We start from the raw sequence: 26,290 nt of genomic DNA on the forward strand, positions 1-26,290 counted from the left end.
CGTGCGGACGCCGACCGAGACAGCGCGTGTCCGTGGCGTCATGCGTTCGCCCTCGCCCTCGCCCGTGCCCGGGCGCCGTCGGCGCCGCCGCGAGCCGGACGGTGAACCGCCGGGCCGGTCGGGCCCCGCCCGGGGGGGGGGGGGGGGGGGGGGGGGGGGGGGGGGGGGCCGGGGGGGGGGGGGGGGGGGGGGGGGGGGGGGGGGGGCCCCGGCGCCGCCGCGGGGGGCCCCCGCGGGGGGGGGGGGCCCCCCCGGGGGGGGGGGGCCGGGGGGGGGGCGGGGCCCGCCCCCACGGGCGGGGTTCAGAAGTCGGTGGGGAGGCCGCTGGCCTCGGCGATGCCGCGCAGTTCCTCGTTCTGGCGGTGGCGGTCCCTGATGTAGTCGGCGATCTCGTCCAGGCGGGAGGGGTCGGCGGCGGTCGCCGCGTCGGTGACCACCCGGACCGGTCCGGTCTCGTCGACCTCCAGCTCGACCACCTCGTTGTCCAGGCGGCCGGTGACGGCGGTGGCGATGACGAGGGCGGCCTCGTCGCGCACCTCCTGGGGGAGTTCCTCGTCCCCGCCGTCCAGCGCGAGGTCCATGCCGGACAGCCGGTGTTCCTCGATCGCCTGGAGGACCGGCTCCACCACGTGGAGCAGGAGCCGGTAGTCCTCGGTGTCCATCCTGACCCGCAGGAGGTCGAGATAGACGTCCACGGGCCTGCCTTCCGGGGGAATCTCGGATTCGCTCATCCGCTTCGGGTTCCCCGCACGCCGCGGGTCATACGGCGGCCGGGGTGCCGGCCCCGGGGGCGTCCTGTCCCGCCGTCGCCAGCCAGCCGCGCGCGGTGACGAGCGCGTGGCGTACGTCGCGGGTGCCGGTCGTCACGCACAGGGTGTACGCCAGGTCGGCGGTCTGCGGGTCCGGGCCGGCCGGTCCACCTCGGGCCGCCGTCAGGGCCTCGTACTCCTCGACGAGCCGGCGCAGCACGGTGGGGTGGGGCCTCAGCATGTGTCTCGCTTCCTGGTGGGGGCGGGCGGCGCTCACGCCGTCGCCGAGTGTCCGCCGGTACCGCGGCGGCCGGTGCGCTGTCCCATCACGTCGGCGCGCACCCGGGCGCAGCTGCGGCTGATGAGACGGGAGACGTGCATCTGGGAGATGCCCAGCCGGTCGGCGATGCGGCTCTGGGTCATGTCCTCGAAGAAACGCATGTAGAGGATGGCGCGTTCGCGCTCCGGCAGCCTGCGCAGGCCCTCCTTGGCGGACTCCCGGTCGACGACGATGTCGTAGGAGGCGTCCGCGGCGCCGAGGGTGTCGGCGAGGCTGTAGCCGTCGTCGTCGGAGGACAGTTCCGCGTCCAGGGAGAGGGTGCTGAAGCTCTCCAGGGCCTCCATGCCGGCGCCGACCTCCTCCTCGGTCAGCCCGGTGTGGGCGGCGATGTCCGCCACGGACGGCTCGGGGCTGCCGGGGTTCTGGGTGAGTTCGCGCCGGGCCACCCGCACCTTGTTGCGCAGTTCCTGCACCCGGCGGGGCACGCGCAGGGCCCACATCCGGTCGCGGAAGTGCCGCTTGACCTCGCCGGTGATGGTGGGGACGGCGTAGCTCTCGAAGGCCCCGCGGCTCGGGTCGAAGCGGTCGATGGCCTTCACCAGGCCCAGGGCGGCCACCTGGCGCAGGTCCTCGACGGCCTCGCCGCGGTCGCGGAAGCGGCCGGCGATGCGGTGGGCCATGGGCAGCCACGCGGTGACGAGCTCGTCCCGGACGGCGTCCCGCTCGGGGCCCTCCTCCAGGGAGGCCAGCCGGGTGAAGAGGGCGGCGGTGTCGGGGGCGTCGTCGTGCCGCCTGCGGGGGGCGGCGGTCGTCGTGTCGGAGGGGCCGGAACGATGGGCGGTCGTGTCAATGAGCATGCGGTTCGCTCCCGAACGGTGGTTTCAGGGATCTACCGCGGGAGGGCGGTCACCGGGACGCCCGGAGGGTCCACAGTGGCCGTACCACTCCCGCTGGCGCGCCTCCGGTCCGAAGCACGAACCTCCGATTGCCCCCTCGCCGGTGGAACAAACTCCGCTTCGTCACCCGATGTGCCGGGTTCCGTTCCGGCCGGTCAGGGCAGGGGCACCACGGCGGTGATGCACTTGCCTCCGGCGGGCAGGTCGGACACCCGGACGTCGCGGGAGAGCCGGCAGACGATGGGCCAGCCGTGACCGCCCGGACGGCGGCGTCCCTGCCGGTCGGCCGGCTCCACGGCGACGGGCAGCTCGTCGCTGCGGTCGCTCACCGACAGACGCACGTCGAGGCCGCTCACGTCGACCTGGAAGTCGGTGACCCCGCCGCCGTGCAGCATGGCGTTGGTGGTGAGTTCGGAGGCGACGAGCAGGACGTCCGCCAGGGCCTCGGTGTCGCAGGGGGTGCGGGTGGCCCGGCAGCGTTCGGACACCGCCCGCGTGACGGCCTCGCGGACCTCGGCCGGGCGGCACGGGCAGGGGGATCCGTTCCGGTGCGCGCCGGACGGTCGGAGGGGTTCGGCCGTGTACTCCTCATACATCGTGCGGCTCCCTGGTCGGTGACGGAATCGGCGGAGAACGCCTCGTGCATCCCTTTTCGGCTCACCTGTCCTGGTAACGGCAAACCTCCCGGCCGTCGCCCGCACCCGTGTCGTCCGATCCGCGTACGGGGGTACGCGGACGGTATGACCGATGTGGTGGACTCGGACGAACTGATGCGGCGCATCCAGCGGGCACGGGCCTGCGCGGCGCGCGAGGAACGGACCTGGCGGTCCCGGGGTGAGGAGCTCGGGCGGGCGGACACCGGCGATCCCGGCGCGGCGCGCGACGCCGAGGTGCGCGGGGTGGCCTACGGGGTCGTACTGCGGGTGCTGGACGAGATCCTGACGCCGGGCAAGCACGCGGCGGAGGGCTGAGCCGGGGCCGGGGCCCGCGGATTGGGCCCCGGCGTTCCCGGGCACCCGGGCCCCATGACGGTCGATCACAGCCGGGCGCCGGTTCTGGAAGCACTGGAGGACTACCACCGCAGCGGGCGGCTGGGCTTCACGCCCCCCGGGCACAAGCAGGCCCGCGGGGCGGATCCCGCGGTGCGCGAGGTGCTCGGGGACGCGGTGTTCCTGGGCGACGTACTGGCGTCGGGCGGTCTGGACGACCGGCTCGTGCGGGGCCGGGTGCTGCAGCGGGCCCAGGAGCTGATGGCCGACGCGGTCCACGCCGAGCACACCTTCTTCAGCACGTGCGGGAGCTCCCTGTCGGTCAAGGCGGCGATGCTGTCGGTCGCGGGGCCGCACGAGAAGCTGCTGATCGGGCGGGACGCCCACAAGTCGGTGGTGTCCGGGCTGATCCTGTCCGGGATCGAGCCGGTGTGGGTGGAGCCGCGGTGGGACGCCGGGCGGCACCTCGCGCACCCGCCGTCGGCGGACGACTTCGAGCGGGCCTTCGAGGCCCACCCGGACGCGCGCGGGGCGCTGGTGACCAGTCCGACGCCGTACGGCGCCTGCGCGTCGCTGCGGGACATCGCCGAGGTGTGCCACCGTCGCTCGCGCCCGCTGATCGTGGACGAGGCCTGGGGCGCGCACCTGCCCTTCCATCCCGATCTGCCGTCCTGGGCGATGGACGCGGGCGCCGACATCTGCGTGACCAGCATCCACAAGATGGGCAGCGGTCTGGAGCAGGGCTCGGTGTTCCACCTGCAGGGCGACCTGGTGCCGCCGGCGCTGCTGGGCACGCGCGCCGATCTGCTGGGGACCACCAGCCCGTCGGTGCTGATCTTCGCGGGTCTCGACGGCTGGCGGCGCCAGATGGCCCTGCGCGGCAAGGAGCTGATGGGGGCGGCGCTGGCGCTCGCCGGCGAGGTCCGGGCCGCGATCGAGGAGATCGACGGCATGCACGTCGACGACCGGGACGACTTCTGCGGCCCGGGGCTGGCGGACGACTTCGACCCGCTGCCCGGGGTGATCGATCTCGAGGGCCTCGGCATCACGGGATACCGGGCGGCGGACTGGCTGCGCGAGCACCGCGGTATCGACGCGCACCTGGTGGACCACCGCCGGATCGGCATGCAGATCACCCACGGCGACGACCGGGAGACGACCGGGGAGCTGCTGTCGGCGCTGCGGGACCTGGGGCGGGCGGCGCGGTCCCTGCCCCGGACGCCGGAGGTGGATGTGCCGTCGCCGGGCGACCTGCGGATGGAGCAGGCGCTGCTGCCGCGGGACGCGTTCTTCGGCCCGGCCGAGGAGGTGCCGGTGGCCCGGGCCGCCGGACGGGTCGCGGCCGAGATGATCACGCCGTACCCGCCCGGCATCCCGGCCGTCCTGCCGGGCGAACGGCTCACCGGGCCCGTGCTCCGCTATCTGCGGACGGGGCTGGCCGCGGGCATGCACCTGCCGGATCCGTCGGACCCCGGCCTGGAGACGGTCCGGGTCGTGGACGAGCGCGCCGACCGGGGCCGGTGAAACAGGTCACGCGGCCCGATTACCGGAGCACCACCAGAATGGTTTATCGTTCATTCACACGTGGTGGCGGAGTCGACATTCCGTCCTCCGGACACCACCGCTTACGGCCCTGGCTGGCTTCCCCCGTCCAGCCAGGGCTTTTTCATGCCCGGGCGGGACCGGCGGCGGGAACCGGAGCTCTCGTGTCCGCCGAGGTGCCCCGAACGGCCGCAGCGGCTGAAATGAACGTAGGGAAAGCACCGGAACCGAATGCCCGGCGAGGAGCCCCGCGTCATGACCAAAGCGATCAAACTCCTGACCGCCCTGCCTCCGCCGCAGCGCGAGCGCCTGATGGCACTGGCGCGGGAGGTGTCCTTCCCCGAGGACACCCGCATCTTCGAGACGGGCGGCACCGCCGACCGGTTCTGGGTGATCCGCTCCGGCGCGGTCTCGCTGGACCAGCGGGTGAGCGACCTGCGCCGGGTGACCGTCGCCGGCCTCGGCGCGGGTGACCTGCTGGGCTGGTCGTGGCTGTTCCCGCCCCACCGGTGGGACTTCGGCGCCGTGGCCTTCAGCCCGGTGCGCGCCTACGAGTTCGACGCGGCGGCCGTGCTCCGGCTCTGCGAGGAGGACCCGCCGCTCGGGATGATCCTGGTGCGCAGCGTCGCCGAGGTGCTCGCCCACCGGCTGGAGACGACGCGCGGCAAGCTGATGGAGCAGTACGCGATGCACCGGCGCAGCGGGGCGCTGTAGCGGTCCCGCGCCCGGTGGCCCCGTGCGGCGGCGTCAGGCTCCCGCGATGAGCGTCAGACCGAGGACGACCATGGTGGCGGCGACCAGCCCGTCCAGGACCCGCCAGGCGGTGGGCCGGGCCAGGAAGCGGCTCAGCAGCCGGGCGCCGAAGCCGAGCGCCGCGAACCAGCAGACGCTGGCCAGTACGGCACCGAGGCCGAAGGTCCAGCGCAGCGGGCCGTGGTCGGCGGCGACCGAGCCCAGCAGGAACACCGTGTCGAGGTAGACGTGCGGATTGAGCCAGGTCATGGCGAGGCAGGTGAGCACGGCCCGGCGCCGCGAGCCCGCCGCCTCGCCCGCCGTCTCCAGTCCGGTGGCGGCCGGGCGCAGCACCCGGCGGGCGGCCAGGGCGCCGTAGCAGAGCAGGAACGCGCCGCCGATCCAGCCGACCGCCGTCAGCGCGCCGGGCCAGGCCACGACCACCGCGCCGACCCCGCCGACCCCGAGGGCGATGAGCACCGCGTCGGACAGGGCGCAGATGCCGACGACGGCGAGTACGGCGTCGCGGCGGACGCCCTGGCGCAGGACGAAGGCGTTCTGGGCACCGATGGCGACGATGAGGGAGAGGCCGGTGCCGAATCCGGCGGCGGCGGTGGTGAAGGCGCTGGTCATGCCGAGGACGCTACGGGCGCGCCGGTTCCGAAGTACAGCTAATGATTCTTACGTAGCATTAGCTGTCGTGATGACGGATCTTCCGCTGGACCAGGTGCGGACCCTGCTCGCCGTGGTGGACGAGGGGACGTTCGACGCGGCGGCCGCCGCGCTGCACGTCACGCCCTCGGCGGTGAGCCAGCGGGTGAAGGCTCTGGAGCAGCGCACGGGGCGGGTGCTGCTGCTGCGCACCAAGCCGGTGCGGCCGACCGAGTCGGGCGAGGTGCTGGTCAGGCTCGCCCGGCAGGTAGGCCGACTGGAGCGTGACGCGTACGCCGAGCTGGGGCTGAGCGGGGCCGGGGAGCCGACCCGGGTGCCGGTGGCGGTGAACGCGGACTCGCTGGCGACCTGGTTCCTCGGGGCCCTCACCCGTCTGCCGGCCGACTCGCGGCTCCGCTTCGAACTGCGCCGGGAGGACGAGGCCCACACGGCGGCGCTGCTGCGGGAGGGGACGGTGATGGCCGCGGTGACCTCGTCGCCGGACGCGGTGCCGGGCTGCTCCGTGCGGCATCTGGGGCGGATGCGCTATCTCCCGGTGGCGCACCCGGAGTTCGCCCTGCGGCATCTCGCGGGACCGCTGCGGGAGGTACTGCCCGTGGCGCCGGTGGTGGTGTTCGACCGGAAGGACGACTTCCAGGACGGTTTCGTGCGCCGGCTCACGCGCGGACGCGCCGAGGCGAGCGCGCTGCGCCACTACGTGCCGGCCTCGGAGGGCTTCGCCGAGGCGGTCGCCGCGGGTCTGGGCTGGGGCATGGTGCCCGAGGCGCAGGCGGAGCCCCTGCTCCGGGCCGGCCGCCTCACGGTGTTCGCCCCGGGCCGGGAGGTCGACGTCTCCCTGTACTGGCAGCAGTGGAAGCTGGACTCCCCCGCGCTTGCGGCGGTGGCGGCCGCGGTGACGGAGGCGGCGGCGGAAGCGCTGCGCCGCTGAGGGCCCGCCCGGCGTCCCGCCGGCCGCCCGCCCGCGTCCGGCGCCTGCGACCGCGAGGCTCCGGGACGCAGGTGCCCCGGCCGACGCGGTGAGCGCGCCAAGGGCCGCGAGGCCGGACCGCCGGCCCCTGGCTAGGCCCCCGCCAGACTGTTCCCGGCGCTCTCCAGGAGCATGTCCAGCGCGGTCGGGTAGGCGCTGGTGACCATGCGGGTGGCCAGCAGGGGCGCGGCCTCGGCGATGCGGGGGTGGGTGGCGGCGGGGAGGCGGGCGTAGGTGGAGCGCCACCTCTCCTCGTCGGCGTGGAGGGCCGCGTCGGGCAGGGCCAGGGACGCGGCGTCGAGGGCGGCGAAGGCCAGCGTGGTGTCGATGAAGGCGTGGTAGACGCGGACCGTCTCCGGCAGCGGGAAGCCCGCGGTGCGCAGCACGTCGAGAACCGCCTCGTCGGCCGCCAGTTCGTTCGCCCGGCCGGAGACCCGGCTCGCCGTGAGGACGGCGGCCTGCGGGTGCGACACGTAGGCGGCGTGGATGCGCAGCCCGACGGCCCGCAGGTCGGCCCGCCACTGTCCGGTGGGCCGCCAGCCGTGCAGCGCCCGGCCGATCAGCGCGTCCCCGATGGCGAGGGTCAGCTCGTCCATGCCGCGGAAGTAGCGGTAGAGGGTGCTCGGATCGCAGTCCAGGGCGAGGCCGAGGCGGCGGGCGGTCAGGCCCGTGCCGCCGTGCTCGCGCAGCAGGCGCAGCGCCGTCTCGACGATCAGCGTCTCGGACAGGACCCGGCCGCTCCGCGTCGGCCTGCGGCGCCGTCGGCGCTCCTCGGGAACCACCCGTTTGGGCATCGCCGTCTCCTCTCGCTCTTATGCCAACACCATTGACCTTATGTCGCCGCGCGGCGTTGTATCTCCGGCCAGGGGCCCCGCACACATCCCGGATCCAGGGGGATCCACGAGGCAGAGAGGGAGTGCTCCGTCATGCGCGTACTGCTGGTGGGAGCCGGCGGCGTGGGTACCGCCGTCACCCGGATCGCGGCCCGGCGGCCGTTCTTCGACCAGATGGTGGTGGCCGACCACGACCCGTCCCGGGCCGAGGCGGCGGTCGCCGCGCTCGGCGCGGAGGGGTCCCGGTTCCGTGCCGAGCGCGTGGACGCCGGCGACGAGGACGGGGTGGCGGCGCTGCTCGGACGGCACGGCTGCGACGTCCTGCTCAACGCCACCGACCCCCGGTTCGTGATGCCGCTGTTCCGCGCGGCGCGCCGCGCCGGTGCCACCTACGTCGACATGGCGATGTCGTTGTCCCGGCCGCACGCCGAACGGCCTTACGAGGAATGCGGGGTGAAGCTCGGCGACGAGCAGTTCGCACGGTCCGGGGAGTGGGCGGAGGCCGGTGCGCTCGCCCTGGTCGGGATGGGCGTCGAACCGGGCCTCTCGGACGTGTTCGCCCGGTACGCGGCCGACGAACTCTTCGACGAGATCGAGGAGATCGGCGTCCGCGACGGCGCGAACCTCACGGTGGACGGCTACGACTTCGCGCCGTCCTTCAGCATCTGGACCACGATCGAGGAGTGCCTCAACCCGCCCGTGGTCTACGAGGAGGGCCGCGGCTGGTTCACCACCGAGCCGTTCAGCGAGCCCGAGGTGTTCGACTTCCCCGAGGGCATCGGCCCGGTGGAGTGCGTGAACGTCGAGCACGAGGAGGTGCTGCTCGTCCCGCGCTGGGTGGACGCCCGCCGGGTGACCTTCAAGTACGGTCTGGGCCGCGCGTTCATCGACACGCTCAGGACGCTGCACCTGCTGGGCCTGGACCGCACCGGACCGGTGACCGTGCCCGGCCAGGACGGTCCGGTGCGGGTCTCCCCCAGGGACGTGGTGGCCGCCTGTCTGCCCGACCCGGCGACGCTCGGGGAGCGGATGCACGGCAAGACCTGCGCCGGCACGTGGGTGCGGGGCGTGAAGGACGGGGCGCCGCGCGAGGTGTACCTGTACCACGTGGTCGACAACCAGTGGTCCATGGCCGAGTACGGCTGCCAGGCCGTGGTGTGGCAGACCGCCGTCAACCCCGTCGTCGCCCTCGAACTGCTCGCCGGCGGCGCCTGGTCGGGCACGGGCGTGCTCGGTCCCGAGGCGTTCCCCGCGGGACCGTTCCTGGACCTGCTGACCGCGTACGGCTCGCCCTGGGGGCTGCGCGAACAGTGACCGCGCGCACGGCGTCCCGTTGTTTCACCGCCGGTCGACAGGTGACCCGAAGAGGAGTGAGGCGCCCACACGGGTGCCCATCCGTTTTCCCACCGATGATCGCAGGTGACTCTCGATGGACAACTGGCGCGAACGTGCGGCCTGCAGGACCGAGGACCCCGACCTCTTCTTCCCGATCGGCACCACCGGCCCCGCCCTGATGCAGGCGGAACAGGCCAAGGCCGTGTGCCGGCGCTGCCCCGTGCGGGAGCCGTGCCTGCGGTGGGCACTGGACACGGGGCAGTCCATCGGGGTGTGGGGCGGTACGAGCGAGACGGAACGCCGTGCGCTCAAGCGCCGCATCGCCGCGCGGCGGACCGCCGGGGATTCCTGAGAAGGGCCTGCCGTGCCCGGCCCCCCGGGCCGCAGTACGCTCGCGGGACACCGCGGGAAGGAGCCGCCATGAGTGTGCGCGTGCGCCGGGTCCACGAGCCGCCCGAGCCGGACGACGGGGTCCGGATCCTGGTCGACCGGCTGTGGCCGCGCGGTCTGACGAAGGACGCGGCGCGGGTGGACGAGTGGCCCAAGGGCCTGACCCCGTCCACCGAGCTGCGCCGCTGGTACCACGCGGGCGACCGGCCGTACGAGGAGTTCCGCGAGCGCTACGAGGCGGAACTGGCGGCCCCGGAGGCCGCCGGACTCCTGGACCACGTACGGGAACTGGCCGGGAAGGGCACGGTGACGCTGCTGACCGCGTCCAGGAACCCGGAGACCGGTCACGCGCGGGTGCTGGCCCGCCTGCTGGAGGAGTGAGCGGGTCCGGCGGAGTCCGCCGCGATGGCGCCCCGGAGGGTGCGTCACCGTGTCTCCGGCGGAGCGCTCAGGCGGTCTGCGCGGCCGCAGCACGCCCCGCCGCCCGGCCCGAGAAGAGGCAGCCGCCGAGGAAGGTGCCCTCCAGGGCGTTGTACCCGTGGACACCTCCGCCGCCGAAGCCCGCCACCTCGCCGGCCGCGTACAGGCCCTCGACCGGCCGGCCGTCGGCGCCCAGCGCGCGGGAGTCCAGGTCGGTCTGGATGCCGCCGAGGGTCTTGCGGGTGAGGATGTTCAGCTTGACGCCGATCAGCGGGCCGGCCGCGGGGTCGAGGATGCGGTGCGGGGTGGCGACGCGGCTGAGGCGGTCGCCGATGTAGCGGCGGGCGTTGCGGATGCCCTGGACCTGGGCGTCCTTGCTGTAGGCGTTGGCCATCTGCAGGTCGCGTGCCTCGATCTGGCGGCGCAGGACGGCCGCGTCGAGCAGCGGTTCACCGGTGAGGGCGTTCATCTTCTCGACGAGCTGTTCGAGGGTCGGGGCGGTCACGAAGTCGGCGCCCTTGCGCAGGAACGCGTCCACCGGTCCGGGGGCGCCCTTGCCCAGCAGGCGGGTGCGCAGGAAGTCGGCCCGGTCCTTGGCGGTGATGTCGGGGTTCTGCTCGGAGCCCGACAGGGCGAACTCCTTCTCGATGATCTTCTGGGTGAGGACGAACCAGGAGTGGTCGTGTCCGGCGATGTCCTCGGTGGTGCGCAGGTGCTTCAGCGTGCCGAGGGTGTCGTACCCGGGCAGACAGGGGTCGGGCAGCCGACGGCCGAGGGCGTCGAACCACATCGGGGACGGTCCGGACAGGACGCGGATGCCGTGTCCGGGCCAGATGGGGTCCCAGTTGCGCAGGCCCTCGGTGTAGTGCCACATGCGGTCCCGGTTGACCAGGCGCGCCCCCGCGCGGGCGCTGATGTCGAGCATCCGCCCGTCGACGTAGGCCGGGACCCCGGTGACCATCTCGCGGGGCGGGGTGCCCAGCCGCTCGGGCCAGTACCGGCGGACGAGGTCGTGGTCGGCGCCGATGCCGCCGCTGGTGACGATCACGGCCTGGGCGGTGAGTTCGAACTCCCCGACCGCCTCGCGGCTGGAGGCGACACCGCGCGGGGCGTTGTCCTCGGCCAGCACGGTGCCGCGCACCCCGCGCGCGGCACCGCCCTCGACGACGAGTTCGTCGACCCGGTGGCGGTGGTGGAAGGTGAGCAGTCCGTCGCGCGAGGCCTCGCGGGCGTACCGCACGAAGGGGGCGACGACACCGGTCCCCGTGCCCCAGGCGATGTGGAAGCGGGGCACGGTGTTGCCGTGGCCGTCCGCGCGGAGGTCGCCGCGCTCGGCCCAGCTGACGGTGGGCAGGAAGGTGATGCCGTGGCCGTCCAGCCAGGACCGCTTCTCCCCCGCCGCCCACTCGACGTAGGCCCTCGCCCAGCGCACCGCCCAGGCGTCCTCGTCGTCGAGCCGGTCGAAGCCCGCGCTGCCCCGCCAGTCGTTCCAGGCGAGGTCGAAGGAGTCCTTGACGCCCAGGCGCTTCTGCTCCGGTGAGCCGACGAGGAACAGCCCGCCGAAGGACCAGAAGGCCTGCCCGCCGAGGTTGGCGGCGTTCTCCTGGTCGACCAGGGCGACCCTGCGGCCCCTGCCGGTCAGCTCGTGGGCCGCGACGAGGCCCGCGAGTCCCGCTCCGACGACGATGACGTCGGCATCCATGGCGACCGTCCCTTCCTGTGGCGACTGTTATCCGGTGAGCAGCGCGGTCAGCAGTTGTCTCAGCCAGGCCCGGGCGCCCGCGACGTCCCGGTCCAGCAGCAGTTGGGTGGTGACGCCGTCGTAGGCGGCGACCACGGCGTGCGCGGCGCCCTCGGCGTCACCGAGCACGGCGGGCGGTCCGGTGTGGCCGCGGGCCCGGGCGAGCCGGTCCGCGATCGCCCGCCGCAGCCGCGCCCGGTGTTCCAGCAGGGCGCGTGCCACCTCCGGGTCGCGGGCGGCGTGCACCAGGAAGTCGGTCTTCACCAGCAGCCAGTCGCGGTCCAGGAGCAGGACCTCGGTGACGCGGTCCACGGCGGCGGGCACGTCGAGGCCGGGCCCGTCCTGGGCGAGGGCCCCGGCCACCTGCTCGGCGATCAGTTCGGCGCGCTCGGTGTAGAGGGCGAAGAACAGTTCGTCCAGGCCGGTGAAGTTGGAGTAGAAGGCGCCCCTGGTGTAGCCGGCGGCCTCGCAGACCTCCTCGATCGAGACGTGCCCGAAGCCCTTGGCGGCGAAGACGGAGAACGCGGCGTCGAGCAGGTTCGCGCGCGTGCGCAGCCGGCGCCTGGTGACGCGCTTCTCCGTACCGTCCACCGTCACGGCCGTCCCTCCGTCCGATACGGGAACGTATCCGATGCACCGGTGTATCGAAAGACCCGGGAGCGGCGTGATCGCACCGGAGTCCCGCCGGCCGGCGCCGCCACGACCGCGCCATGATCTGCTTTCCTTCTCCCGTCCGGCGGGAAGGACGGGAACGACCACAACGACTGGAACTCGGGACGAACATGCGAGCAACCGTGCGGCACGTCGCGGACGGCACCTTCCTGGTGCACGGCACGAACACCAACTGGGTGATCCTGACCGAGGGGGACGCCGTCACCCTGATCGACACCGGCTACCCCGGCGACCGCGAAGGGCTGCTCGCCTCCCTCGCGGAGGTGGGGAGTTCACCGGAGGCGGTGACGGCCGTACTGATCACCCACGCCCACAGCGACCACCTGGGCTCCGCCGAGTACCTGAGCGCCGCGTACGGCACTCCCGTCTACGCCCACAAGGCCGAAGTCCCCCACGCCCGGCGGGACTTCCTGCACCAGGTGACCGTCGGGCAGGTGCTGCGCAACGGCTGGCGGCCGGGCGTGCTGCCGTGGGCGGCGCACGCCCTGCGCTCCGGCGGGACGGCGGACGTGGCGGTCACCGCGCCCGAGCCGTTCCCGGAGGCCGGTCCGGGTCCGCTCGACCTGCCCGGCCGGCCCGTGCCCGTGCACACGCCCGGCCACACCGCCGGGCACTGCGCGTTCCACTTCCCGCACACCGGGGTAGTGGTGTCGGGCGACGCCCTGGTGAGCGGCCACCCCACCTCGCGGCTCGAGGGGCCGCAGATGCTGACGGACATGTTCCACCACGAACGCGCCACCGCCGTGGCCTCGCTGGACGTCCTGGCCGGGCTGGACGGCGACCTGCTGCTGCCCGGACACGGCCCGCTGCACGAGGGGTCCGTACGGGACGCCGCCCGGCTGGCCCGGGAGCGCGCGCACTAGGGTGAGGTGACGACCGCCCGCGAGACGAGGACACCGCCGCCATGGCACTGCAGATCAACGCCACCAACCCGGAGCACCCCGCGCTCCTGTTGGAACTGCCGTGGCACCTGCCGCTGGAGGAGTGGCCCGAGGAGTACCTGGTGCCGCTGCCGCGCGGCATCTCCCGGCACGTGGTGCGCTACGCGCGCGCCGGTGACGAGGTGATCGCGGTGAAGGAGCTCGCCCGGCGGCCCGCGCTGCGCGAGTACGAGCTGCTGCGCGACCTGGACCGGATCGGCATCCCGGCGGTGGACCCGCTGGCCGTGGTCACCGGCCGCACCGACACCGCCGGGGAGCCGCTGGAGAGCGTCCTGATCACCCGTCACCTCGGCGGCTCGATGCCGTACCGGTCGATGTTCGAGACGACGCTGCGCCCGGCGACCATGCACCGGCTGATGGACGCGCTCGCCGTGCTCCTGGTGCGGCTGCACCTGGCCGGGTTCGCGTGGGGCGACTGCTCGCTGTCCAACACGCTGTTCCGGCGCGACGCGGGCGCCTACGCCGCGTATCTCGTGGATGCCGAGACCGGGGACCTGCACCCGGAACTGAGCGTCGGGCAGCGGGAGTACGACCTCGATCTCGCGCGGGTCAACATCAGCGGCGAGCTGCTCGACCTGGAGGCCTCCGGGGCGCTGCACCCCTCCGTCGACCCGATCGAGTTCGGCACCGAGATCTGCTCCCGCTACCAGGGCCTGTGGCGGGAGCTGACCCGTACCTCCGTCTACCCGGCGGGCAAGCACCACTACATCGAGCGCCGCATCCGCCGGCTGAACGACCTCGGTTTCGACGTGGCCGAGATGCAGATCGAGCACGCCTCCAACGGCGACACCGTCACCTTCGTGCCCAAGGTCGTCGACGCCGGTCACCACCAGCGGCAACTGCTGCGCCTGACCGGCCTGGACGCCGAGGAGAACCAGGCCAGGCGGCTACTGAACGACCTGGAGAGCTGGATGGCCACCCAGGACGACTACGCGCCGGGCGACCCCCTCGGCGCCCGCCCGGAGGTCCTCGCCCACCGCTGGGTGCGCGAGGTCTTCCGGCCCACCGTGCGGTCCGTGCCGCCGGAGCTGCGCGGCCCGATGGACGCCGCGGAGATCTACCACGAACTCCTCGAGCACCGCTGGTACCTGTCCGAGCGGGCCCAGCACGACATCGGTCTGGACACGGCCGTCGAGGACTACATCAGGAACATCCTGCCGAAGGCGCGGGAGACGCTCCGGCCGACGGACGACTGAGCCGGGCGGTCCGCCGCGTCAGGCCGGCGGCACCACCGCCACCGGGCAGTCCGCGTGGTGCAGGACGCCGTGGGCCACCGAGCCGATCCGGGCCCCCACGGCCGTGCGGCGGGCGCGGCGGCCGACCACCATCAGCTGGGCGGTGCCCGCCACCGACAGCAGCACCTGCCCGGCGCTGCCCATCTCCACGTGCTCGATCACGTGCACGTCGGGGTAGCGCTCACGCCACGGCGCGAGGGCCGCCGCCAGCGCCTTCCGCTCGTAGGGTTCCAGGCCGCCGGCCTCGTCGAGGAGCTGGAGCGAGGCGGGGCTGTAGGCGTAGACCGGCGGCAGGGTCCAGGCCCGTACGGCGCGCACCGTGGCCCCGCGCCGGGCAGCGGTCTCGAAGGCGAGGCCGAGCGCGGCGGCGCCGTCCTGCGGGTCGCCCTGCTGACCGACGACGATCTCGTGCCCGGCGACCTCGTCCGACGCCTGGTCCCCGGCCCGTACGAACACCACGGGACGCCCGGCGTCGACGATCACCTGCTGGCCGACCGAGCCGACCAGGAAGCCCATGATCCGCCCGTGCCCGCGCGAGCCGAGCACCAGCAGTTCCGCCTCCGCGGCGGCACCGGTCAGGGTCTCCACGGCGTCGCCCTCCAGGACGTCCGTCGTCACGGCGAGACCGGGGTGGCGTTCGCCGACGGCGCGGACCGCCTCCTCCACCGACGCGCGGACCCACTGCTCCTGCGTCGCCCGGTCCCCCGTGTCCACCGCGTCGTGCGCCTCGAACCGCCAGGCGTGCACCACCCTCAGCGGCAGATCCCGGCGGACCGCCTCCCGCGCCGCCCAGGCCAGTGCGGCGAGGCTCTCCCCGGTTCCGTCGATCCCTGCCGTGATCGGGCGCGTCATGCGGTTCCTCCCGGTGTCGTGTCCGCTTCGCGTGATCCAGTCTTCCCCACGCTCCGCGGCTCGCGCATACCTGAGCGCGGGAACGCCGTCGAACATACGATGGGCAGGGCCGGTGCGGTGGCCGCGGCCCGGCCGGGGCCCGTCGCGCCGGGGATCCGATCGCACGACGTGGGGGACGTATGGCACAGGCCGTCGAAGCGGCGCGGACCGTGATCATGACCGTGGACGACGACCCGGGCGTCTCCCGCGCCGTGGCCCGGGACCTCAGACGGCGTTACGGGGCGTCGTACCGGATCGTGCGCGCGGAGTCCGGGGAGTCCGCGCTGGACGCGCTGCGCGAACTGAAGCTGCGCGGCGACCTCGTCGCCGTGATCCTCGCCGACTACCGGATGCCCCGGATGAACGGCATCGAGTTCCTGGAACAGGCCCTCGACATCCACCCCGGCGCGCGGCGGGTGCTGCTCACCGCGTACGCGGACACCGGCGCGGCGATCGACGCGATCAACGTCGTCGACCTCGACCACTACCTCCTCAAGCCGTGGGACCCGCCGGAGGAGAAGCTCTACCCGGTCCTGGACGACCTCCTGGAGGCCTGGCGGCGCAGCGACCACCGGCCGGTGCCCAGCACCAAGGTGGTCGGGCACCGCTGGTCGGCGCGCTCCTCGGACGTGCGGGAGTTCCTGGCCCGCAACCAGGTGTCCTACCGCTGGTACTCCGCCGACGAGCCGGAGGGCCGGCGGCTGCTGGCCGCCGCGGGCGAGGACGGGACGCGGCTGCCGGTGGTGATCACCCCGGACGGGACGCCGCTGGTGGAGCCGGAGTCCGTGGACCTCGCCGCGCGGGTAGGCCTGGCGACGACCCCGGAGGCCGACTTCTACGACCTGGTCGTGATCGGCGGCGGCCCGGCGGGGCTCGGCGCGGCGGTCTACGGGGCCTCCGAGGGGCTGCGGACCGTGCTGGTGGAGCGGTCGGCGACCGGCGGGCAGGCGGGGCAGTCCTCGCGGATCGAGAACTACCTGGGCTTCCCCGACGGCGTGTCGGGCGCGCAGCTCACCGACCGGGCGCGGCGGCAGGCCACCAAGTTCGGTGCCGAGATCCTCACCGCGCGGGAGGTGACGGGTCTCGAGGTGGGCGGCGGCGCCCGGGTCGTACGGTTCTCCGACGGGTCGTCGGTCGCCGCGCACAGCGTGATCCTGGCGACCGGGGTGTCGTACCGGCGGCTGGCGGCGCCCGGCTGCGACGACCTCAACGGCTGCGGGGTCTACTACGGGTCGGCGCTGACGGAGGCCGCCGCCTGCCAGGGCCACGACGTGTACATCGTCGGCGGCGCCAACTCGGCCGGGCAGGCCGCGATGTACCTGTCCCGGTTCGCCAAGTCGGTGACGCTGCTGGTGCGCGGTCCGGACCTGACGGCGTCGATGTCGTACTACCTGATCCAGCAGATCGACCGGGCGCCGAACATCTCGGTGCGGTGCGGCGCGGTCGTCGAGAGCGCGCACGGCGACGGCCGGCTGGAGCGGCTGACGCTGCGCGACACGGACAGCGGGCGGACCGAACTCGTCGACGCGCAGTGGCTGTTCGTGTTCATCGGGGCCGCCCCGCTGACCGGCTGGCTGGACGGCACGGTGCTGCGGGACGACCGCGGGTTCATCCTCGCCGGGCCCGACCTCACCCCCGACGGGCGTCCGCCGGCCGGCTGGGAGCTGGACCGGCCGCCGTACCACCTGGAGACCAGCGTGCCCGGCGTGTTCGTGGCGGGCGACGCCCGCGCGGAGTCCGCCAAGCGGGTCGCGTCCGCCGTCGGAGAGGGAGCCATGGCCGTGATGCTCGTCCACCGGTACCTGGAGCAGTCGTGAGCGGGCGGCCGATGCCGTGCAGCCCGCGGGAGATCGGCTCGCTGTTCCTGTTCGAGAAGCTCACCGACGAGCAGCTCGGGCGGCTCTGCGCCGAGGGGCGGGTGGAGCGGTTCGAACCCGGCCCGGTCTACACCGAGGGCTCCCCCGCCACCTGCTTCTACGTGATGCTGGAGGGCACCGTCGTGCTGTCCCGCCGGGTCGGCGGGGACGACGTGGAGGTCAGCCGCACCTCCCAGCGCGGGGTGTACGCGGGGGCCATGCAGGCCTACCTCGGGGACCGGGTGCGGCAGGTCTACACCAACTCGATGCGCGTGACGGAGCCGACCCGGTTCTTCGTGGTGCCCGCGGACACGTTCGCGAGCGTCATGCGGGAGTGGTTCCCGATGGCGGTCCACCTCCTGGAGGGGCTGTTCTTCGGTTCGAAGAACACCCAGCGCGCCATCGGCCAGCGCGAACGGCTGCTGGCGCTGGGCTCGTTGTCGGCCGGGCTGACGCACGAACTGAACAACCCCGCCGCCGCGGCCGTACGGGCCACGGCGACGCTGCGCGAACGCGTCGGCAAGATGCGGCACAAGCTGCGCGTCATCTCCGCGGGCACCTACGACCGCGAGACGCTCGCCGGCCTGATCGAGATCCAGGAGCGGACGGCCGAACGGGTCGCGAAGGCGCCCGTGCTCAGCCCGCTGGAGGCGTCGGACCGGGAGGACGAGCTCGCCGACTGGCTGGACGGCCACGGCATCCCCGACGGCTGGCGGATCGCCCCGACGTTCGTCCAGGCCGGACTGGACCTGGACTGGCTGGAGCAGGTCGCCGCCGCCGTCGACGAGGCGACGCTGCCGTCGGCGGTCGGCTGGCTCAGCTACACGGTCGAGACGGAACTGCTCATGGACGAGATCGCGGACTCCACGAACCGCATCTCGCACCTCGTCGACGCCGCCAAGCAGTACTCGCAACTCGACCGCGCCCCCTTCCAGGTCGCCGACGTGCACGAACTCCTCGACAGCACCCTGCTGATGCTGTCGGGGAAGTTCGGGCCGCGGATCGAGGTGGTCAAGGAGTACGACCGGACGCTGCCGCGGATCCCGGCGTACCCGGCGGAGCTCAACCAGGTGTGGACCAACCTGATCGACAACGCGGTCGCCGCCATGAACGGCGCGGACGACGGGCAGGGCGGGCAGGGCACGCTGACCGTGCGCACCGCGCGGGAGGACGACCGGCTGCTGGTGGAGTTCGGCGACACCGGCACGGGCGTCCCGCCGGAGATCCGCGACCGGGTCTTCGACCCGTTCTTCACCACCAAGCCGGTGGGTGAGGGCACCGGACTGGGCCTGGACATCTCCTGGCGGATCGTGGTCGACCGGCACCACGGGACCCTGCGGTTCGAGTCCGAGCCTGGCGACACCCGCTTCCAGGTGCTGCTGCCGCTCACCGCCCCGGCCCCCGACGACACCCCCGAGGAGTCCGCATGACCAGCGACCACGCCATCGACCCCGGCGTCCCCCCGACCGGCCCGGGCTGCGCCGACTGCGACGCCGTGGGCGGCTGGTGGTTCCACCTGCGGCGCTGCGCGCGGTGCGGCCACATCGGCTGCTGCGACAGCTCGCCCGGCCGGCACGCCACGGCGCACTTCGAGGCCACCGGGCATCCCGTGGTCCGCAGTTACGAACCGGGCGAGGACTGGTTCTGGGACTACGCCACCAACGAGCTGTACGAGTCCGGCCCCGACCTGGCCCCGCCCGTGAGCCACCCGGCCGACCAGCCGTCGCCGGGTCCGGCGGGACGGGTGCCGCCGGACTGGGCCCGGGCGCTGCGCCGCTGAGGGACCGCGGCCGGGAACCCGCGGCCACCGCCCGTCGTTGTCCGGACACCCCCCACCGGTCCGTGTACGACGACAACAGGGCGGTGTGATGCAGGAGTTGGTCCCCGGCGGGAATCTGGCCCTCCCGGGCGGTGCCGTGACCGTCCGGGTGCCCGGCCCCTTCGACGTGTCCGCGCTGATCACGGACGACGGCGGAAAGGTGCGCGGCGACGGCGACTTCGTGTTCTACAACCAGCCGTCCGCGCCGGGCGCCAGGCTCGTCGGGGACACCCTCACCGTCGACCCGGCGGCGCTGCGTCCCGGCGCCGTGCGCGTCACGGTGGCCGTCAGCCCCGCCGACCCCGGCACCCCGCTGAGCGGGCTGCCCGCCCCCGTGCTCCAGCTCGCCGGTGCCGGCGGCCGCCCGCTCGCCCGGTTCTCCCCGCCCCGGGTGCGGCAGGAGGCCGTGCTGCTCCTCACGGAGATCTACCGGCGCGGCGGGGAGTGGAAACTGCGCGCCCTGGGACAGGGGTACGCCGACGGACTGGCCGGTCTCGCACGGGACTTCGGGGTCGACGTGGCGGACGACGACGGGGCGGTCGCCGCACACACGGCGCCCGCCGCCCCGGCCCTCCCGGCCGCCCGGGACGGCTTCCTCGGCCTGGTGAACGCCGCCCGGGCCGCCGCCGGTTCGCCTCCGGTCGCCCATGACGCGCGACTGGCCGGCGCGGCGCGGGAGCACGCCGCCATGATGGCGCGGGGCGGGCGCCTCGCCGTCGAGGGCGTGGACGGCGTCTCCGTCCACCAGCGGGTCGTCGCCGCCGGATACCCGTACCTCACCGTCGGCGAGCACCTGGTCTCCGGGCCGCTCACCGTCGACCGGTTCGTCGACCACTGCCTGCGCCACGACGCGGCCCGCCGCACCGTGTGCGACCCCTCCTTCACCCACGCCGCCGTGGCGTCCCGCGACGGGTCCGGCGACACCTACTGGACGGCGTTGTGGGCCAGTCCGCTCACCCCGGACGGGCTGAGCCGTACGGCCGGCGAGGTCATCGAGCTCACCAACCGGGAGCGTGCCCGTGCCGGACTGCCGCCCCTGTCCCGCGACTCCCTGCTGACCGCGGCCGCGCAGGCGCACAGCGCCGACATGGTGGCCCGCGACTTCTACTCCCACACCGCGCCCGACGGCGGCGAACCCTGGGACCGGGCCGCCGCCGCGGGCTCGGCCCTGCGGACGATCGGCGAGAACATCGCGTGCGGCCAGCGCTCGGCCGCCGAGGTCGTCCGGGGCTGGATGAACAGCCCCGGTCACCGCGCCAACATCCTCAAGGCCGGTTTCACCCGCATCGGCGTCGGATTCGCGGGCGGCGGCCGGGCGGGCACGTACTGGACCCAGCTCTTCGGCGGCTGACGGCGCCGGGCCCGGTGCCGTCCGTACGTGATCCTGGCGGAGGGAGGGAGTCCGGGCGAGGATGCCCCCATGAAGGGTGACCTGTTTTCCAGTCAGCACATGGTGCGGCCGGCCACGGCTCCGGGCATGACCGTCGAGAACGCCAAGTGCATCCGCTACGTGGTCGACGGCGAGATGCACGCCCGGCAGGGCGCGATGGTCGCCTACCGCGGCGATCTTCAGTTCGAGCGCAAAGGGCAGGGCGTGGGCGGCATGCTCAAGCGGGCGGTGACCGGCGAGGGGCTGCCGCTGATGGCGGTCCGCGGCCGGGGCGAGGCATGGTTCGCGCACGAGGCGCAGAACTGCTTCGTCGTCGAGGTGGACCCCGGCGACGAGTTCACCGTCAACGGCCGCAACGTCCTGTGCTTCGACTCCACGCTGTCGTACCGCATCGCGACAGTGAAGGGCGCCGGCATCAGCGGCGGCGGGCTGTTCAACAGCGTCTTCACCGGACACGGCCGGCTGGGGCTGGTGTGCGAGGGGAATCCGCTGGTGATCCCGGTGTCGTCGCAGGACCCGGTGTACGTGGACACGGACGCGATCGTCGGCTGGACCGCGGGCCTGGACACCTCGCTGCACCGTTCGCAGTCACTGGGCTCGATGCTGCGCGGCGGGTCCGGCGAGGCCGTGCAGCTGATGCTGCGGGGCGAGGGGTACGTCGTCGTCCGGCCCAGTGAGGCGACGCCGCAGAAGGCCCAGCAGCACTGAGCGATGTTGACCTTGGCCGCCGGGCGGGCCAGGGTGGAGGACGGCGCGGATCACCGCCCCCGCGCCGGAGAGGTGACAGTCGTGATCGGGATCGCCGACATCGAGACCGCGGCCGAGCGGATCGCCGGGCACGTGGTGCGGACTCCGACCGTGCCGAGCCCCGGGCTGTCGGCGCTGCTGGGTGTCCCGGTCACCACGAAGCTGGAGCTGTTGCAGCGCACCGGTTCGTTCAAGGTGCGGGGCGCGGCGGCGAAGCTGCTGTCGCTGAGCGGGGCCGAGCGGGCCGCCGGGGTCGTGGCGGTGAGCGGCGGCAACCACGGGATCGCCCTGGCGGTGATGGCCGCGGCCCTCGATGTGAAGGCCACGGTGGTGATGCCGCGTTCGGCGCCCCTGCGGGCCGTGGAGATCGCGGAGTCCGCGGGCGCCTCGGTGCGGGTGACCGACGACATGGACGGCGCGTTCGCGCTCATGACCCGGCTGCAGCAGGAGGGGCTGACCCTGGTCCACCCCTTCGACGACCCGGTGGTGATCGCCGGTCAGGGCACGGTGGGGCTGGAGTTCGCCGCGGACGCCGGTGACCTCACGGACGTCCTGGTGAGCATCGGGGGCGGCGGGCTGATCGCCGGGGTCGCGGCGGCGCTGCGCGCGCTGCGGCCCGGGGTGCGGGTCTGGGGCGTGGAGACCGAGGGCGCGCAGGCGATGTCCGAGGCGCTGGCGGCGGGCGGCCCGGTACCGGTGAAGCTGACGTCGATCGTCTCCACGCTCAGCGCCCCGGCCGTCTCCGCGCTGACGTACGAGCACGTCTCGGAGCTGGTCACCGAGGTGCTGGTGGTGCCGGACCGGGAGGCGGTGCGGGGCTCGCTGGAGCTCGCGGACCACGCCAAGGTGTGGGCGGAGCCGGCCGCCGGCTGTCTGCTGCCGGCCGCGCGGCGGGTGCTGGAGCGGGTCGGCGAGGGGGCCCGGCTCGGTCTCGTGGTGTGCGGCGGCAACGCCACCACCGGCGACATGATCGCCTGGGCGGAACACTTCGAGCTTCGCTGAGCCTCCCGTTGAACGGACCCCGCCCGCTCCCCGTACCCCTGGGGACAGCGGGAGCCGGCGGTTCGACGAGGGATGGCCATGGGCAGGGCGCACGTCTCCACCGACCGGACGGTCGCCGGACGGTACCGGCTGGTCGAGATCACGCACCGGGAGACCAACCGCGTCCGCTGGTACGCCGACGACCTGGGGACCGGCCGTCCCTGCCTGGTCACCCGGGTGGAGCTGCCGCCGGACGCGCGCCGTGCGCCCTCCCGTGTGCCGCGGGCGGCGGAGAGGGCGGCCCGGCTGTGCCCCGGCCGCACCGCCGCCGCCGTCGACGCCGTCGACGAGTCCGGCTTCCTGTGGACGGTCACCCCGTGGATCGACGGCGCTCCGCTCGACGAGGTCCTCGCCGAGGAGGGCGCGTTCGACCACGTACGGGCCGCGCGCGTCGCGCTGGAGCTGCTCGACGTGCTGGACGCCGCGCACGCCGGGGGCGTCACGCACGGTGAGCTCAGCCCCGGCCAGGTGTTCCTGCGCGAGGGCGGGCCGGCCGTCGTCACCGGGTACGGCCTGGCCGGCGCGGCGCCTGCGCCCCGGCTCACGGCGCCGTCGTACGCCTCCCCGGAGCAGGCCCGTGGCGAGCGGGCCGGGCCCGCCGCGGACCTGTGGGCGCTGGGCGCGCTCCTCCACACGATGCTGGAGGGGCGTCCGCCGTTCCGGGACCGCGGGCGGCCCGAGGCCACGCTGAGGGGCGTGGACCGGCTGCCGCCGCGCGCACCGGTCCGGGCGGGCCCGCTCACCCAGGTCGTCCAAGGGTTACTGCGCAAGGACCCGCGGGAGCGGCTGACCGGCCAGGTGGTCCGCGAGGCGCTCACCCGGGTGCTGCGGGAGGCCCCGGAGGCGGCGCCGGGCCCCTGGCCGCACGGCGCGCACACCGGCACCGTGCGGTACGCGGGCCGGGAGCGGGGCAGGCGGACGGCGCTCCTCGGCACCGCGCTCGCCGTCGTCACGGTGGCGGTCGCGGTGCTCGCCGCGGCGCGGGGGCTGCCGGGCGCCGGCACCGGCTCCGCCGCCGACGCGCCGCCGCCCCGGGTATCCGCGCCGGCCGGCCTGCCGGACGTACCCGGGGACCCGTCCACGCCCGCCCCCTCCCCCTCCGCGCCGGACGGCGCGGGCGGCCTCCCGCCGGGCTATCGCGCCCACCACGCCCCGGAGGGCTTCTCCGTCGCGCTGCCGGAGGGCTGGGAGCGGCTGGACACCTCCCGCGACTCCGACCGGGGCTACCGCGTCACCTTCGGCGCCGACGGGGACCCGCGCACGCTCGCCGTCACCTACAGCGAGCGGGTGGGACCGGACGCGGTGGCCGTGTGGCGGGACGACGTGGAGCCGCGCCTGGAGCGGTCCGGCACCGGCTACGAGCGGATCGGCGGAATCCGGGCGACGACGTACCAGGGGCGCGAGGCCGCCGACCTGGAGTGGTACGCCACGGCCGGCGGCACCCGGGTGCGCACCTTCGGCCGCGGGTTCCTGCTGGGTGGCGGGCGCGGCTTCTCGCTGCGCTGGACGACCCCGGCCGCCGCCTGGGAGGAACCCGCGAGCCGGGAGGCCCTGCGGACCTTCCTACGGACGTTCCGGCCCGCGGCGGACTGAGCCGCGCGGGGCGCGCAGCCTGCGCAGGGGCCACGCGTGCAGCGGCTGGGTGAGCCAGCGGGCGGTGAAGGTCCGGTCGGTGAGGGAGCAGGTGACCCGGAGGCGGTGCGGGGTCTCCAGGAACGCCAGGTCCACGGTGAGGGTGTCGCCGTCGTTCCAGCCGCCGCTCGCGGCGGTCGGGACGGGCTCCTCGGCGGTCGTCCACCCCTGCCCGGCGAGGAACCGCGCGCCGAACCGTTCGCCGTCCTCGGTGAGGGTCAGCGTCCAGCCGCCGCCGTCGTCCGCCGTGACCTCGGCCGCGGTCAGCTTCGGCCGGCCGGCGAAGCCCCCGCCCTCCGGGGTGAACGCGGCGCCGGACCAGTCCCCGGCCCGCTCGGGCGGTACCGGGCCGCCGTCGGCCGGGGGCAGGGCGAGCCGTTCCAGGCGCTCGCGCAGGGCGGTGTCCGCGGCCTCGCGGCCGGTCAGCGGCGCCGGGTGGAAGGCCGGCAGGAGGTGCCGCCAGACCAGGTCGAGGTACTCCTGCGTCCGCTCGGTCGCCGTGGTCACGGCGACGACCGCGTCGTGCTCGGGCAGGACGAGGCAGAACTGCCCGTAGGCCCCGTCGCCCCGGAACCCGTGCCGGGACACCCAGAACTGGTACCCGTAGCCGCAGATCGAGTCCTGCCGGTCCCCCACCAGCGGGGTTCCGGCGGTCGGTATGTGCGGGTGCGCGGCGCGGGCGGCCCATCCCTCGGGCAGCAGCCGTTCGCCCCGCCACACTCCGTCGTCCAGGTAGAGCTGGCCGAGCCGGGCCACGGCGTCGGTGGCGGCGTGCAGTCCGCTGAAGCCGATCTCGCGGCCGGTGCGGTCCCGCTGCCACAGTGCCTCGCCGATGCCCAGCGGGTCGAACAGCCGGGGCCGCAGATACTCGGTGAGCGTCTGCCCGGTGACCCGCTGCACGATCGCGCCGAGGGTGTACGTGCAGGGCTGGTTGTACGCGAAGACGGTACCCGGGTCGCGCTCCGGCGGCTGGAGGAGGAAGCCGCGCACGGGTTCGACGGGGTCGGCGGCGTAGGCCGCGTCGACGGTCTCGTCCTCGTGGCCGCTGGCCATGGACGCCACGTGCCGGACCAGCATCGCCCGGCTGCGCGCGTCGGTGATGTCGGCCTCGAACTCCGGGAAGTACGACAGCACCGGGGCGTCGAAGTCGAGCAGTCCCTCGGCCTCGGCGAGGGCGGCGGCGGTCGCCGTGAAGCTCTTGCTGAGCGAGTACAGCAGGTGCGGGCGCCGCGCGGTGTACGGCGCCCACCAGCCGGCGGCCACGAGCCGGCCGTGGCGCAGGATCATCAGGCTGTGCGGTTCGATGTCCGGGTCGGCTTCGAGGGCGTCGAGGAAGGCGTGGACGCCGGAGGCGTCGACGCCCTGGGCGGCGGGCTCCGCGGTGGGGAGCGGGTGGGCTGTCATGGGAGGCATCCTGCCCGGGCCGCCGCGGGTGATCCATCGTTTTCCCCGCCCCGGGCCGGGGACCCGTGCGGCATGGTGCGAATCGGATACACGATGATGACCGAGCAGGCCGGGCCCCGTGAGCTGGTCGACCACGTGGTGCGGGCCGAGGAGGCCGGTTTCGACTTCTCGGTGACCTCGGACCACTACTTCCCCTGGCTGGCGTCGCAGGGTCACGCGCCGTACGCCTGGAGCGTGCTGGGCGCCGCCGCACAGGCCACCTCGCGCATCCCGCTGATGACGTACGTGACGTGTCCGACGCTGCGCTACCACCCGGCGGTGGTGGCGCAGAAGGCGGCGACGGTGCAGCTGCTGTCCGAGGGCCGGTTCCGGCTGGGGCTCGGCTCCGGCGAGAACCTCAACGAGCACGTGGTGGGCGGCGGCTGGCCGTCCGTGGACGTACGGCACGAGATGCTCGAGGAGGCGGTGGAGATCATCCGTGCCCTGTTCGAGGGCGGCCACGTGAACCACCGGGGCACCCACTTCGACGTCGAGTCGGCCAAGCTGTGGGACCTGCCGGACGAGCCGCCGCCGATCGGCGTCGCGGTGTCCGGGAAGCGGTCCTGCGCCCTCGCGGGCCGGCTCGCCGACCTGGTGATCGCCACCGAGCCGAAGGCGGAACTGCTCGACGACTTCGACCGGCACGGCGGGCGGGGCAAGCCGCGGGTGGGGCAGCTCCCGGTGTGCTACGACCCCGACCGGGACGCGGCCGTCGCACGCGCCCACGACCAGTTCCGCTGGTTCGGCAGCGGCTGGAAGGTCAACTCGGAGCTGCCGCACCCGGACTCCTTCGCGTCGGCGACGCAGTTCGTCCGGCCCGAGGACGTCGCCGGGTCGATCCCGTGCGGCAGCGACCCGGCGGACTTCGTCGAGGCCGTCCGCCCCTACGCCGAGGCGGGTTTCACCGAGATCGCCCTGGTGCAGATCGGCGGCGAGTCGCAGCCGGCGTACCTGGACTGGTCGGAGAAGACGCTGCTGCCGGCGCTGCGGGACGCCTTCGGCTGATCCTCCCGACGGCCCGGCACGGCCGGCGATTCACCCGGAAGACCGAGCATCTTGCGTGGATGCGGGGTACTA

General features: G+C 74.3%; 27 protein-coding genes. 17 read left to right on the plus strand and 10 right to left on the minus strand.

The genetic code is table 11. The annotated features are described in order from the left end of the window. Positions 1-302: 302 nt before the first annotated feature. The 4 genes from ACH5AO_RS05485 to ACH5AO_RS05500 all read right to left on the minus strand — a co-directional run bounded on the left by ACH5AO_RS05485 (position 303) and on the right by ACH5AO_RS05500 (position 2,521). Positions 303-731, minus strand: coding sequence for a hypothetical protein (locus tag ACH5AO_RS05485; protein WP_073935966.1), 429 nt, complete (start codon positions 729-731; stop codon positions 303-305). A gap of 28 nt (positions 732-759) precedes the next feature. Beyond that, positions 760-990, minus strand: coding sequence for a DUF5133 domain-containing protein (locus ACH5AO_RS05490; RefSeq protein WP_398922052.1), 231 nt, complete (start codon positions 988-990; stop codon positions 760-762). Between the two features lie 32 nt (positions 991-1,022). Further along, complete coding sequence (locus ACH5AO_RS05495; RefSeq protein WP_398922054.1) at positions 1,023-1,886, minus strand: SigB/SigF/SigG family RNA polymerase sigma factor; 864 nt, start codon at positions 1,884-1,886, stop codon at positions 1,023-1,025. A gap of 194 nt (positions 1,887-2,080) precedes the next feature. Next, positions 2,081-2,521, minus strand: coding sequence for an ATP-binding protein (locus ACH5AO_RS05500; RefSeq protein WP_398922056.1), 441 nt, complete (start codon positions 2,519-2,521; stop codon positions 2,081-2,083). A 144-nt stretch (positions 2,522-2,665) separates the two neighbouring features. On the opposite strand from ACH5AO_RS05500, the gene ACH5AO_RS05505 reads away from it, so the two are divergent. The 3 genes from ACH5AO_RS05505 (at position 2,666) to ACH5AO_RS05515 (ending at position 5,170) form a co-directional block, all read left to right on the plus strand. Continuing rightward, complete coding sequence (locus ACH5AO_RS05505; RefSeq protein ID WP_398922058.1) at positions 2,666-2,896, plus strand: hypothetical protein; 231 nt, start codon at positions 2,666-2,668, stop codon at positions 2,894-2,896. Between the two features lie 54 nt (positions 2,897-2,950). Further along, entirely contained in the window at positions 2,951-4,438 is a 1,488-nt protein-coding gene (locus ACH5AO_RS05510; RefSeq protein WP_398922061.1) for an aminotransferase class I/II-fold pyridoxal phosphate-dependent enzyme, read from the plus strand. Positions 4,439-4,711: 273 nt separating this feature from the next. Then, the gene (locus tag ACH5AO_RS05515; protein WP_398922063.1) at positions 4,712-5,170 is read left to right on the plus strand and encodes a cyclic nucleotide-binding domain-containing protein; all 459 of its coding nucleotides are present in this window, start codon (positions 4,712-4,714) and stop codon (positions 5,168-5,170) included. A 33-nt stretch (positions 5,171-5,203) separates the two neighbouring features. Here the strand turns inward: ACH5AO_RS05515 and ACH5AO_RS05520 are convergent, their stop codons facing one another. Then, positions 5,204-5,821 carry a LysE/ArgO family amino acid transporter gene (locus ACH5AO_RS05520; protein ID WP_398922065.1) on the minus strand — a complete coding sequence of 206 codons (618 nt, stop codon included), beginning with the start codon at positions 5,819-5,821 and terminating at the stop codon, positions 5,204-5,206. Positions 5,822-5,891: 70 nt separating this feature from the next. Here ACH5AO_RS05520 and ACH5AO_RS05525 point away from each other — a divergent pair, with 70 nt between their 5' ends. Beyond that, positions 5,892-6,788 (plus strand): LysR family transcriptional regulator ArgP, encoded by an 897-nt coding sequence (locus ACH5AO_RS05525; protein ID WP_398922067.1) that lies wholly within the window; start codon positions 5,892-5,894, stop codon positions 6,786-6,788. A gap of 131 nt (positions 6,789-6,919) precedes the next feature. Here ACH5AO_RS05525 and ACH5AO_RS05530 read toward each other — a convergent pair whose 3' ends face one another. Further along, positions 6,920-7,621, minus strand: a complete 702-nt coding sequence (locus tag ACH5AO_RS05530; protein WP_398922069.1) for a TetR/AcrR family transcriptional regulator — start codon at positions 7,619-7,621, stop codon at positions 6,920-6,922. Positions 7,622-7,753: 132 nt separating this feature from the next. On the opposite strand from ACH5AO_RS05530, the gene ACH5AO_RS05535 reads away from it, so the two are divergent. The 3 genes from ACH5AO_RS05535 (at position 7,754) to ACH5AO_RS05545 (ending at position 9,766) form a co-directional block, all read left to right on the plus strand. Further along, complete coding sequence (locus tag ACH5AO_RS05535) at positions 7,754-8,974, plus strand: saccharopine dehydrogenase family protein (RefSeq protein ID WP_398922071.1); 1,221 nt, start codon at positions 7,754-7,756, stop codon at positions 8,972-8,974. Positions 8,975-9,089: 115 nt separating this feature from the next. Further along, positions 9,090-9,347, plus strand: coding sequence for a WhiB family transcriptional regulator (locus ACH5AO_RS05540; RefSeq protein WP_398922073.1), 258 nt, complete (start codon positions 9,090-9,092; stop codon positions 9,345-9,347). Positions 9,348-9,415: 68 nt separating this feature from the next. Continuing rightward, the gene (locus tag ACH5AO_RS05545) at positions 9,416-9,766 is read left to right on the plus strand and encodes a DUF488 domain-containing protein (protein ID WP_030862554.1); all 351 of its coding nucleotides are present in this window, start codon (positions 9,416-9,418) and stop codon (positions 9,764-9,766) included. A 67-nt stretch (positions 9,767-9,833) separates the two neighbouring features. Here ACH5AO_RS05545 and ACH5AO_RS05550 read toward each other — a convergent pair whose 3' ends face one another. Both ACH5AO_RS05550 and ACH5AO_RS05555 read right to left on the minus strand, forming a co-directional pair. Continuing rightward, positions 9,834-11,507 (minus strand): FAD-binding dehydrogenase, encoded by a 1,674-nt coding sequence (locus tag ACH5AO_RS05550; protein ID WP_398922076.1) that lies wholly within the window; start codon positions 11,505-11,507, stop codon positions 9,834-9,836. A 27-nt stretch (positions 11,508-11,534) separates the two neighbouring features. Then, on the minus strand, positions 11,535-12,143 hold the full coding sequence (locus ACH5AO_RS05555) for a TetR/AcrR family transcriptional regulator (RefSeq protein ID WP_398922078.1): 609 nt from the start codon (positions 12,141-12,143) through the stop codon (positions 11,535-11,537). 185 nt (positions 12,144-12,328) lie between these two features. On the opposite strand from ACH5AO_RS05555, the gene ACH5AO_RS05560 reads away from it, so the two are divergent. Together ACH5AO_RS05560 and ACH5AO_RS05565 are read left to right on the plus strand one after the other, a co-directional pair. After that, positions 12,329-13,081: an MBL fold metallo-hydrolase gene (locus ACH5AO_RS05560; protein ID WP_398922080.1), complete on the plus strand. Its 753-nt coding sequence runs from the start codon at positions 12,329-12,331 to the stop codon at positions 13,079-13,081. 41 nt (positions 13,082-13,122) lie between these two features. After that, on the plus strand, positions 13,123-14,355 hold the full coding sequence (locus tag ACH5AO_RS05565) for a DUF4032 domain-containing protein (protein ID WP_398922082.1): 1,233 nt from the start codon (positions 13,123-13,125) through the stop codon (positions 14,353-14,355). An 18-nt stretch (positions 14,356-14,373) separates the two neighbouring features. Here ACH5AO_RS05565 and ACH5AO_RS05570 read toward each other — a convergent pair whose 3' ends face one another. Further along, entirely contained in the window at positions 14,374-15,246 is an 873-nt protein-coding gene (locus tag ACH5AO_RS05570; protein ID WP_398922084.1) for a universal stress protein, read from the minus strand. 179 nt (positions 15,247-15,425) lie between these two features. Between ACH5AO_RS05570 and ACH5AO_RS05575 the strand changes: the two genes are divergently transcribed. From ACH5AO_RS05575 to ACH5AO_RS05605, 7 genes are all read left to right on the plus strand, one after another. After that, on the plus strand, positions 15,426-17,102 hold the full coding sequence (locus ACH5AO_RS05575; RefSeq protein WP_398922086.1) for an FAD-dependent oxidoreductase: 1,677 nt from the start codon (positions 15,426-15,428) through the stop codon (positions 17,100-17,102). A gap of 11 nt (positions 17,103-17,113) precedes the next feature. Then, entirely contained in the window at positions 17,114-18,571 is a 1,458-nt protein-coding gene (locus ACH5AO_RS05580; RefSeq protein WP_398922845.1) for an ATP-binding protein, read from the plus strand. Next, positions 18,568-18,921: a UBP-type zinc finger domain-containing protein gene (locus ACH5AO_RS05585; protein WP_398922088.1), complete on the plus strand. Its 354-nt coding sequence runs from the start codon at positions 18,568-18,570 to the stop codon at positions 18,919-18,921. Before ACH5AO_RS05580 ends, ACH5AO_RS05585 begins: the two co-directional genes overlap by 4 nt. A gap of 88 nt (positions 18,922-19,009) precedes the next feature. Then, positions 19,010-20,311, plus strand: coding sequence for a CAP domain-containing protein (locus ACH5AO_RS05590; protein WP_398922090.1), 1,302 nt, complete (start codon positions 19,010-19,012; stop codon positions 20,309-20,311). Between the two features lie 69 nt (positions 20,312-20,380). After that, positions 20,381-21,058, plus strand: a complete 678-nt coding sequence (locus ACH5AO_RS05595) for an AIM24 family protein (RefSeq protein ID WP_398922092.1) — start codon at positions 20,381-20,383, stop codon at positions 21,056-21,058. A gap of 81 nt (positions 21,059-21,139) precedes the next feature. Beyond that, on the plus strand, positions 21,140-22,099 hold the full coding sequence (locus ACH5AO_RS05600; RefSeq protein WP_398922094.1) for a threonine/serine dehydratase: 960 nt from the start codon (positions 21,140-21,142) through the stop codon (positions 22,097-22,099). 78 nt (positions 22,100-22,177) lie between these two features. Continuing rightward, positions 22,178-23,731: a serine/threonine protein kinase gene (locus ACH5AO_RS05605; protein WP_398922096.1), complete on the plus strand. Its 1,554-nt coding sequence runs from the start codon at positions 22,178-22,180 to the stop codon at positions 23,729-23,731. Here the strand turns inward: ACH5AO_RS05605 and ACH5AO_RS05610 are convergent. Continuing rightward, complete coding sequence (locus ACH5AO_RS05610) at positions 23,702-25,174, minus strand: serine hydrolase domain-containing protein (protein ID WP_398922098.1); 1,473 nt, start codon at positions 25,172-25,174, stop codon at positions 23,702-23,704. The two genes, ACH5AO_RS05605 and ACH5AO_RS05610, sit on opposite strands and share 30 nt — an antisense overlap. Before the next feature lie 72 nt (positions 25,175-25,246). On the opposite strand from ACH5AO_RS05610, the gene ACH5AO_RS05615 reads away from it, so the two are divergent. Then, positions 25,247-26,218 (plus strand): LLM class F420-dependent oxidoreductase, encoded by a 972-nt coding sequence (locus tag ACH5AO_RS05615; protein ID WP_030862597.1) that lies wholly within the window; start codon positions 25,247-25,249, stop codon positions 26,216-26,218. The last annotated feature ends 72 nt before the right edge of the window (positions 26,219-26,290 follow it).

Source organism: Streptomyces sp. NPDC018964 (genome assembly GCF_044390325.1).
GTDB lineage: Bacteria > Actinomycetota > Actinomycetes > Streptomycetales > Streptomycetaceae > Streptomyces.

What these genes read in the sequence shown, in the direction of transcription:
- ACH5AO_RS05485 (WP_073935966.1), bottom strand. Translation starts at nt 731, where the DNA reads ATGAGCGAATCCGAGATTCCCCCGGAAGGCAGGCCCGTGGACGTCTAT.
- ACH5AO_RS05490 (WP_398922052.1), bottom strand. Translation starts at nt 990, where the DNA reads ATGCTGAGGCCCCACCCCACCGTGCTGCGCCGGCTCGTCGAGGAGTAC.
- ACH5AO_RS05495 (WP_398922054.1), bottom strand. Translation starts at nt 1,886, where the DNA reads ATGCTCATTGACACGACCGCCCATCGTTCCGGCCCCTCCGACACGACG.
- ACH5AO_RS05500 (WP_398922056.1), bottom strand. Translation starts at nt 2,521, where the DNA reads ATGTATGAGGAGTACACGGCCGAACCCCTCCGACCGTCCGGCGCGCAC.
- ACH5AO_RS05505 (WP_398922058.1), top strand. Translation starts at nt 2,666, where the DNA reads ATGACCGATGTGGTGGACTCGGACGAACTGATGCGGCGCATCCAGCGG.
- ACH5AO_RS05510 (WP_398922061.1), top strand. Translation starts at nt 2,951, where the DNA reads ATGACGGTCGATCACAGCCGGGCGCCGGTTCTGGAAGCACTGGAGGAC.
- ACH5AO_RS05515 (WP_398922063.1), top strand. Translation starts at nt 4,712, where the DNA reads ATGACCAAAGCGATCAAACTCCTGACCGCCCTGCCTCCGCCGCAGCGC.
- ACH5AO_RS05520 (WP_398922065.1), bottom strand. Translation starts at nt 5,821, where the DNA reads ATGACCAGCGCCTTCACCACCGCCGCCGCCGGATTCGGCACCGGCCTC.
- ACH5AO_RS05525 (WP_398922067.1), top strand. Translation starts at nt 5,892, where the DNA reads ATGACGGATCTTCCGCTGGACCAGGTGCGGACCCTGCTCGCCGTGGTG.
- ACH5AO_RS05530 (WP_398922069.1), bottom strand. Translation starts at nt 7,621, where the DNA reads ATGCCCAAACGGGTGGTTCCCGAGGAGCGCCGACGGCGCCGCAGGCCG.
- ACH5AO_RS05535 (WP_398922071.1), top strand. Translation starts at nt 7,754, where the DNA reads ATGCGCGTACTGCTGGTGGGAGCCGGCGGCGTGGGTACCGCCGTCACC.
- ACH5AO_RS05540 (WP_398922073.1), top strand. Translation starts at nt 9,090, where the DNA reads ATGGACAACTGGCGCGAACGTGCGGCCTGCAGGACCGAGGACCCCGAC.
- ACH5AO_RS05545 (WP_030862554.1), top strand. Translation starts at nt 9,416, where the DNA reads ATGAGTGTGCGCGTGCGCCGGGTCCACGAGCCGCCCGAGCCGGACGAC.
- ACH5AO_RS05550 (WP_398922076.1), bottom strand. Translation starts at nt 11,507, where the DNA reads ATGGATGCCGACGTCATCGTCGTCGGAGCGGGACTCGCGGGCCTCGTC.
- ACH5AO_RS05560 (WP_398922080.1), top strand. Translation starts at nt 12,329, where the DNA reads ATGCGAGCAACCGTGCGGCACGTCGCGGACGGCACCTTCCTGGTGCAC.
- ACH5AO_RS05565 (WP_398922082.1), top strand. Translation starts at nt 13,123, where the DNA reads ATGGCACTGCAGATCAACGCCACCAACCCGGAGCACCCCGCGCTCCTG.
- ACH5AO_RS05570 (WP_398922084.1), bottom strand. Translation starts at nt 15,246, where the DNA reads ATGACGCGCCCGATCACGGCAGGGATCGACGGAACCGGGGAGAGCCTC.
- ACH5AO_RS05575 (WP_398922086.1), top strand. Translation starts at nt 15,426, where the DNA reads ATGGCACAGGCCGTCGAAGCGGCGCGGACCGTGATCATGACCGTGGAC.
- ACH5AO_RS05580 (WP_398922845.1), top strand. Translation starts at nt 17,114, where the DNA reads ATGCCGTGCAGCCCGCGGGAGATCGGCTCGCTGTTCCTGTTCGAGAAG.
- ACH5AO_RS05585 (WP_398922088.1), top strand. Translation starts at nt 18,568, where the DNA reads ATGACCAGCGACCACGCCATCGACCCCGGCGTCCCCCCGACCGGCCCG.
- ACH5AO_RS05590 (WP_398922090.1), top strand. Translation starts at nt 19,010, where the DNA reads ATGCAGGAGTTGGTCCCCGGCGGGAATCTGGCCCTCCCGGGCGGTGCC.
- ACH5AO_RS05595 (WP_398922092.1), top strand. Translation starts at nt 20,381, where the DNA reads ATGAAGGGTGACCTGTTTTCCAGTCAGCACATGGTGCGGCCGGCCACG.
- ACH5AO_RS05605 (WP_398922096.1), top strand. Translation starts at nt 22,178, where the DNA reads ATGGGCAGGGCGCACGTCTCCACCGACCGGACGGTCGCCGGACGGTAC.
- ACH5AO_RS05610 (WP_398922098.1), bottom strand. Translation starts at nt 25,174, where the DNA reads ATGACAGCCCACCCGCTCCCCACCGCGGAGCCCGCCGCCCAGGGCGTC.
- ACH5AO_RS05615 (WP_030862597.1), top strand. Translation starts at nt 25,247, where the DNA reads ATGGTGCGAATCGGATACACGATGATGACCGAGCAGGCCGGGCCCCGT.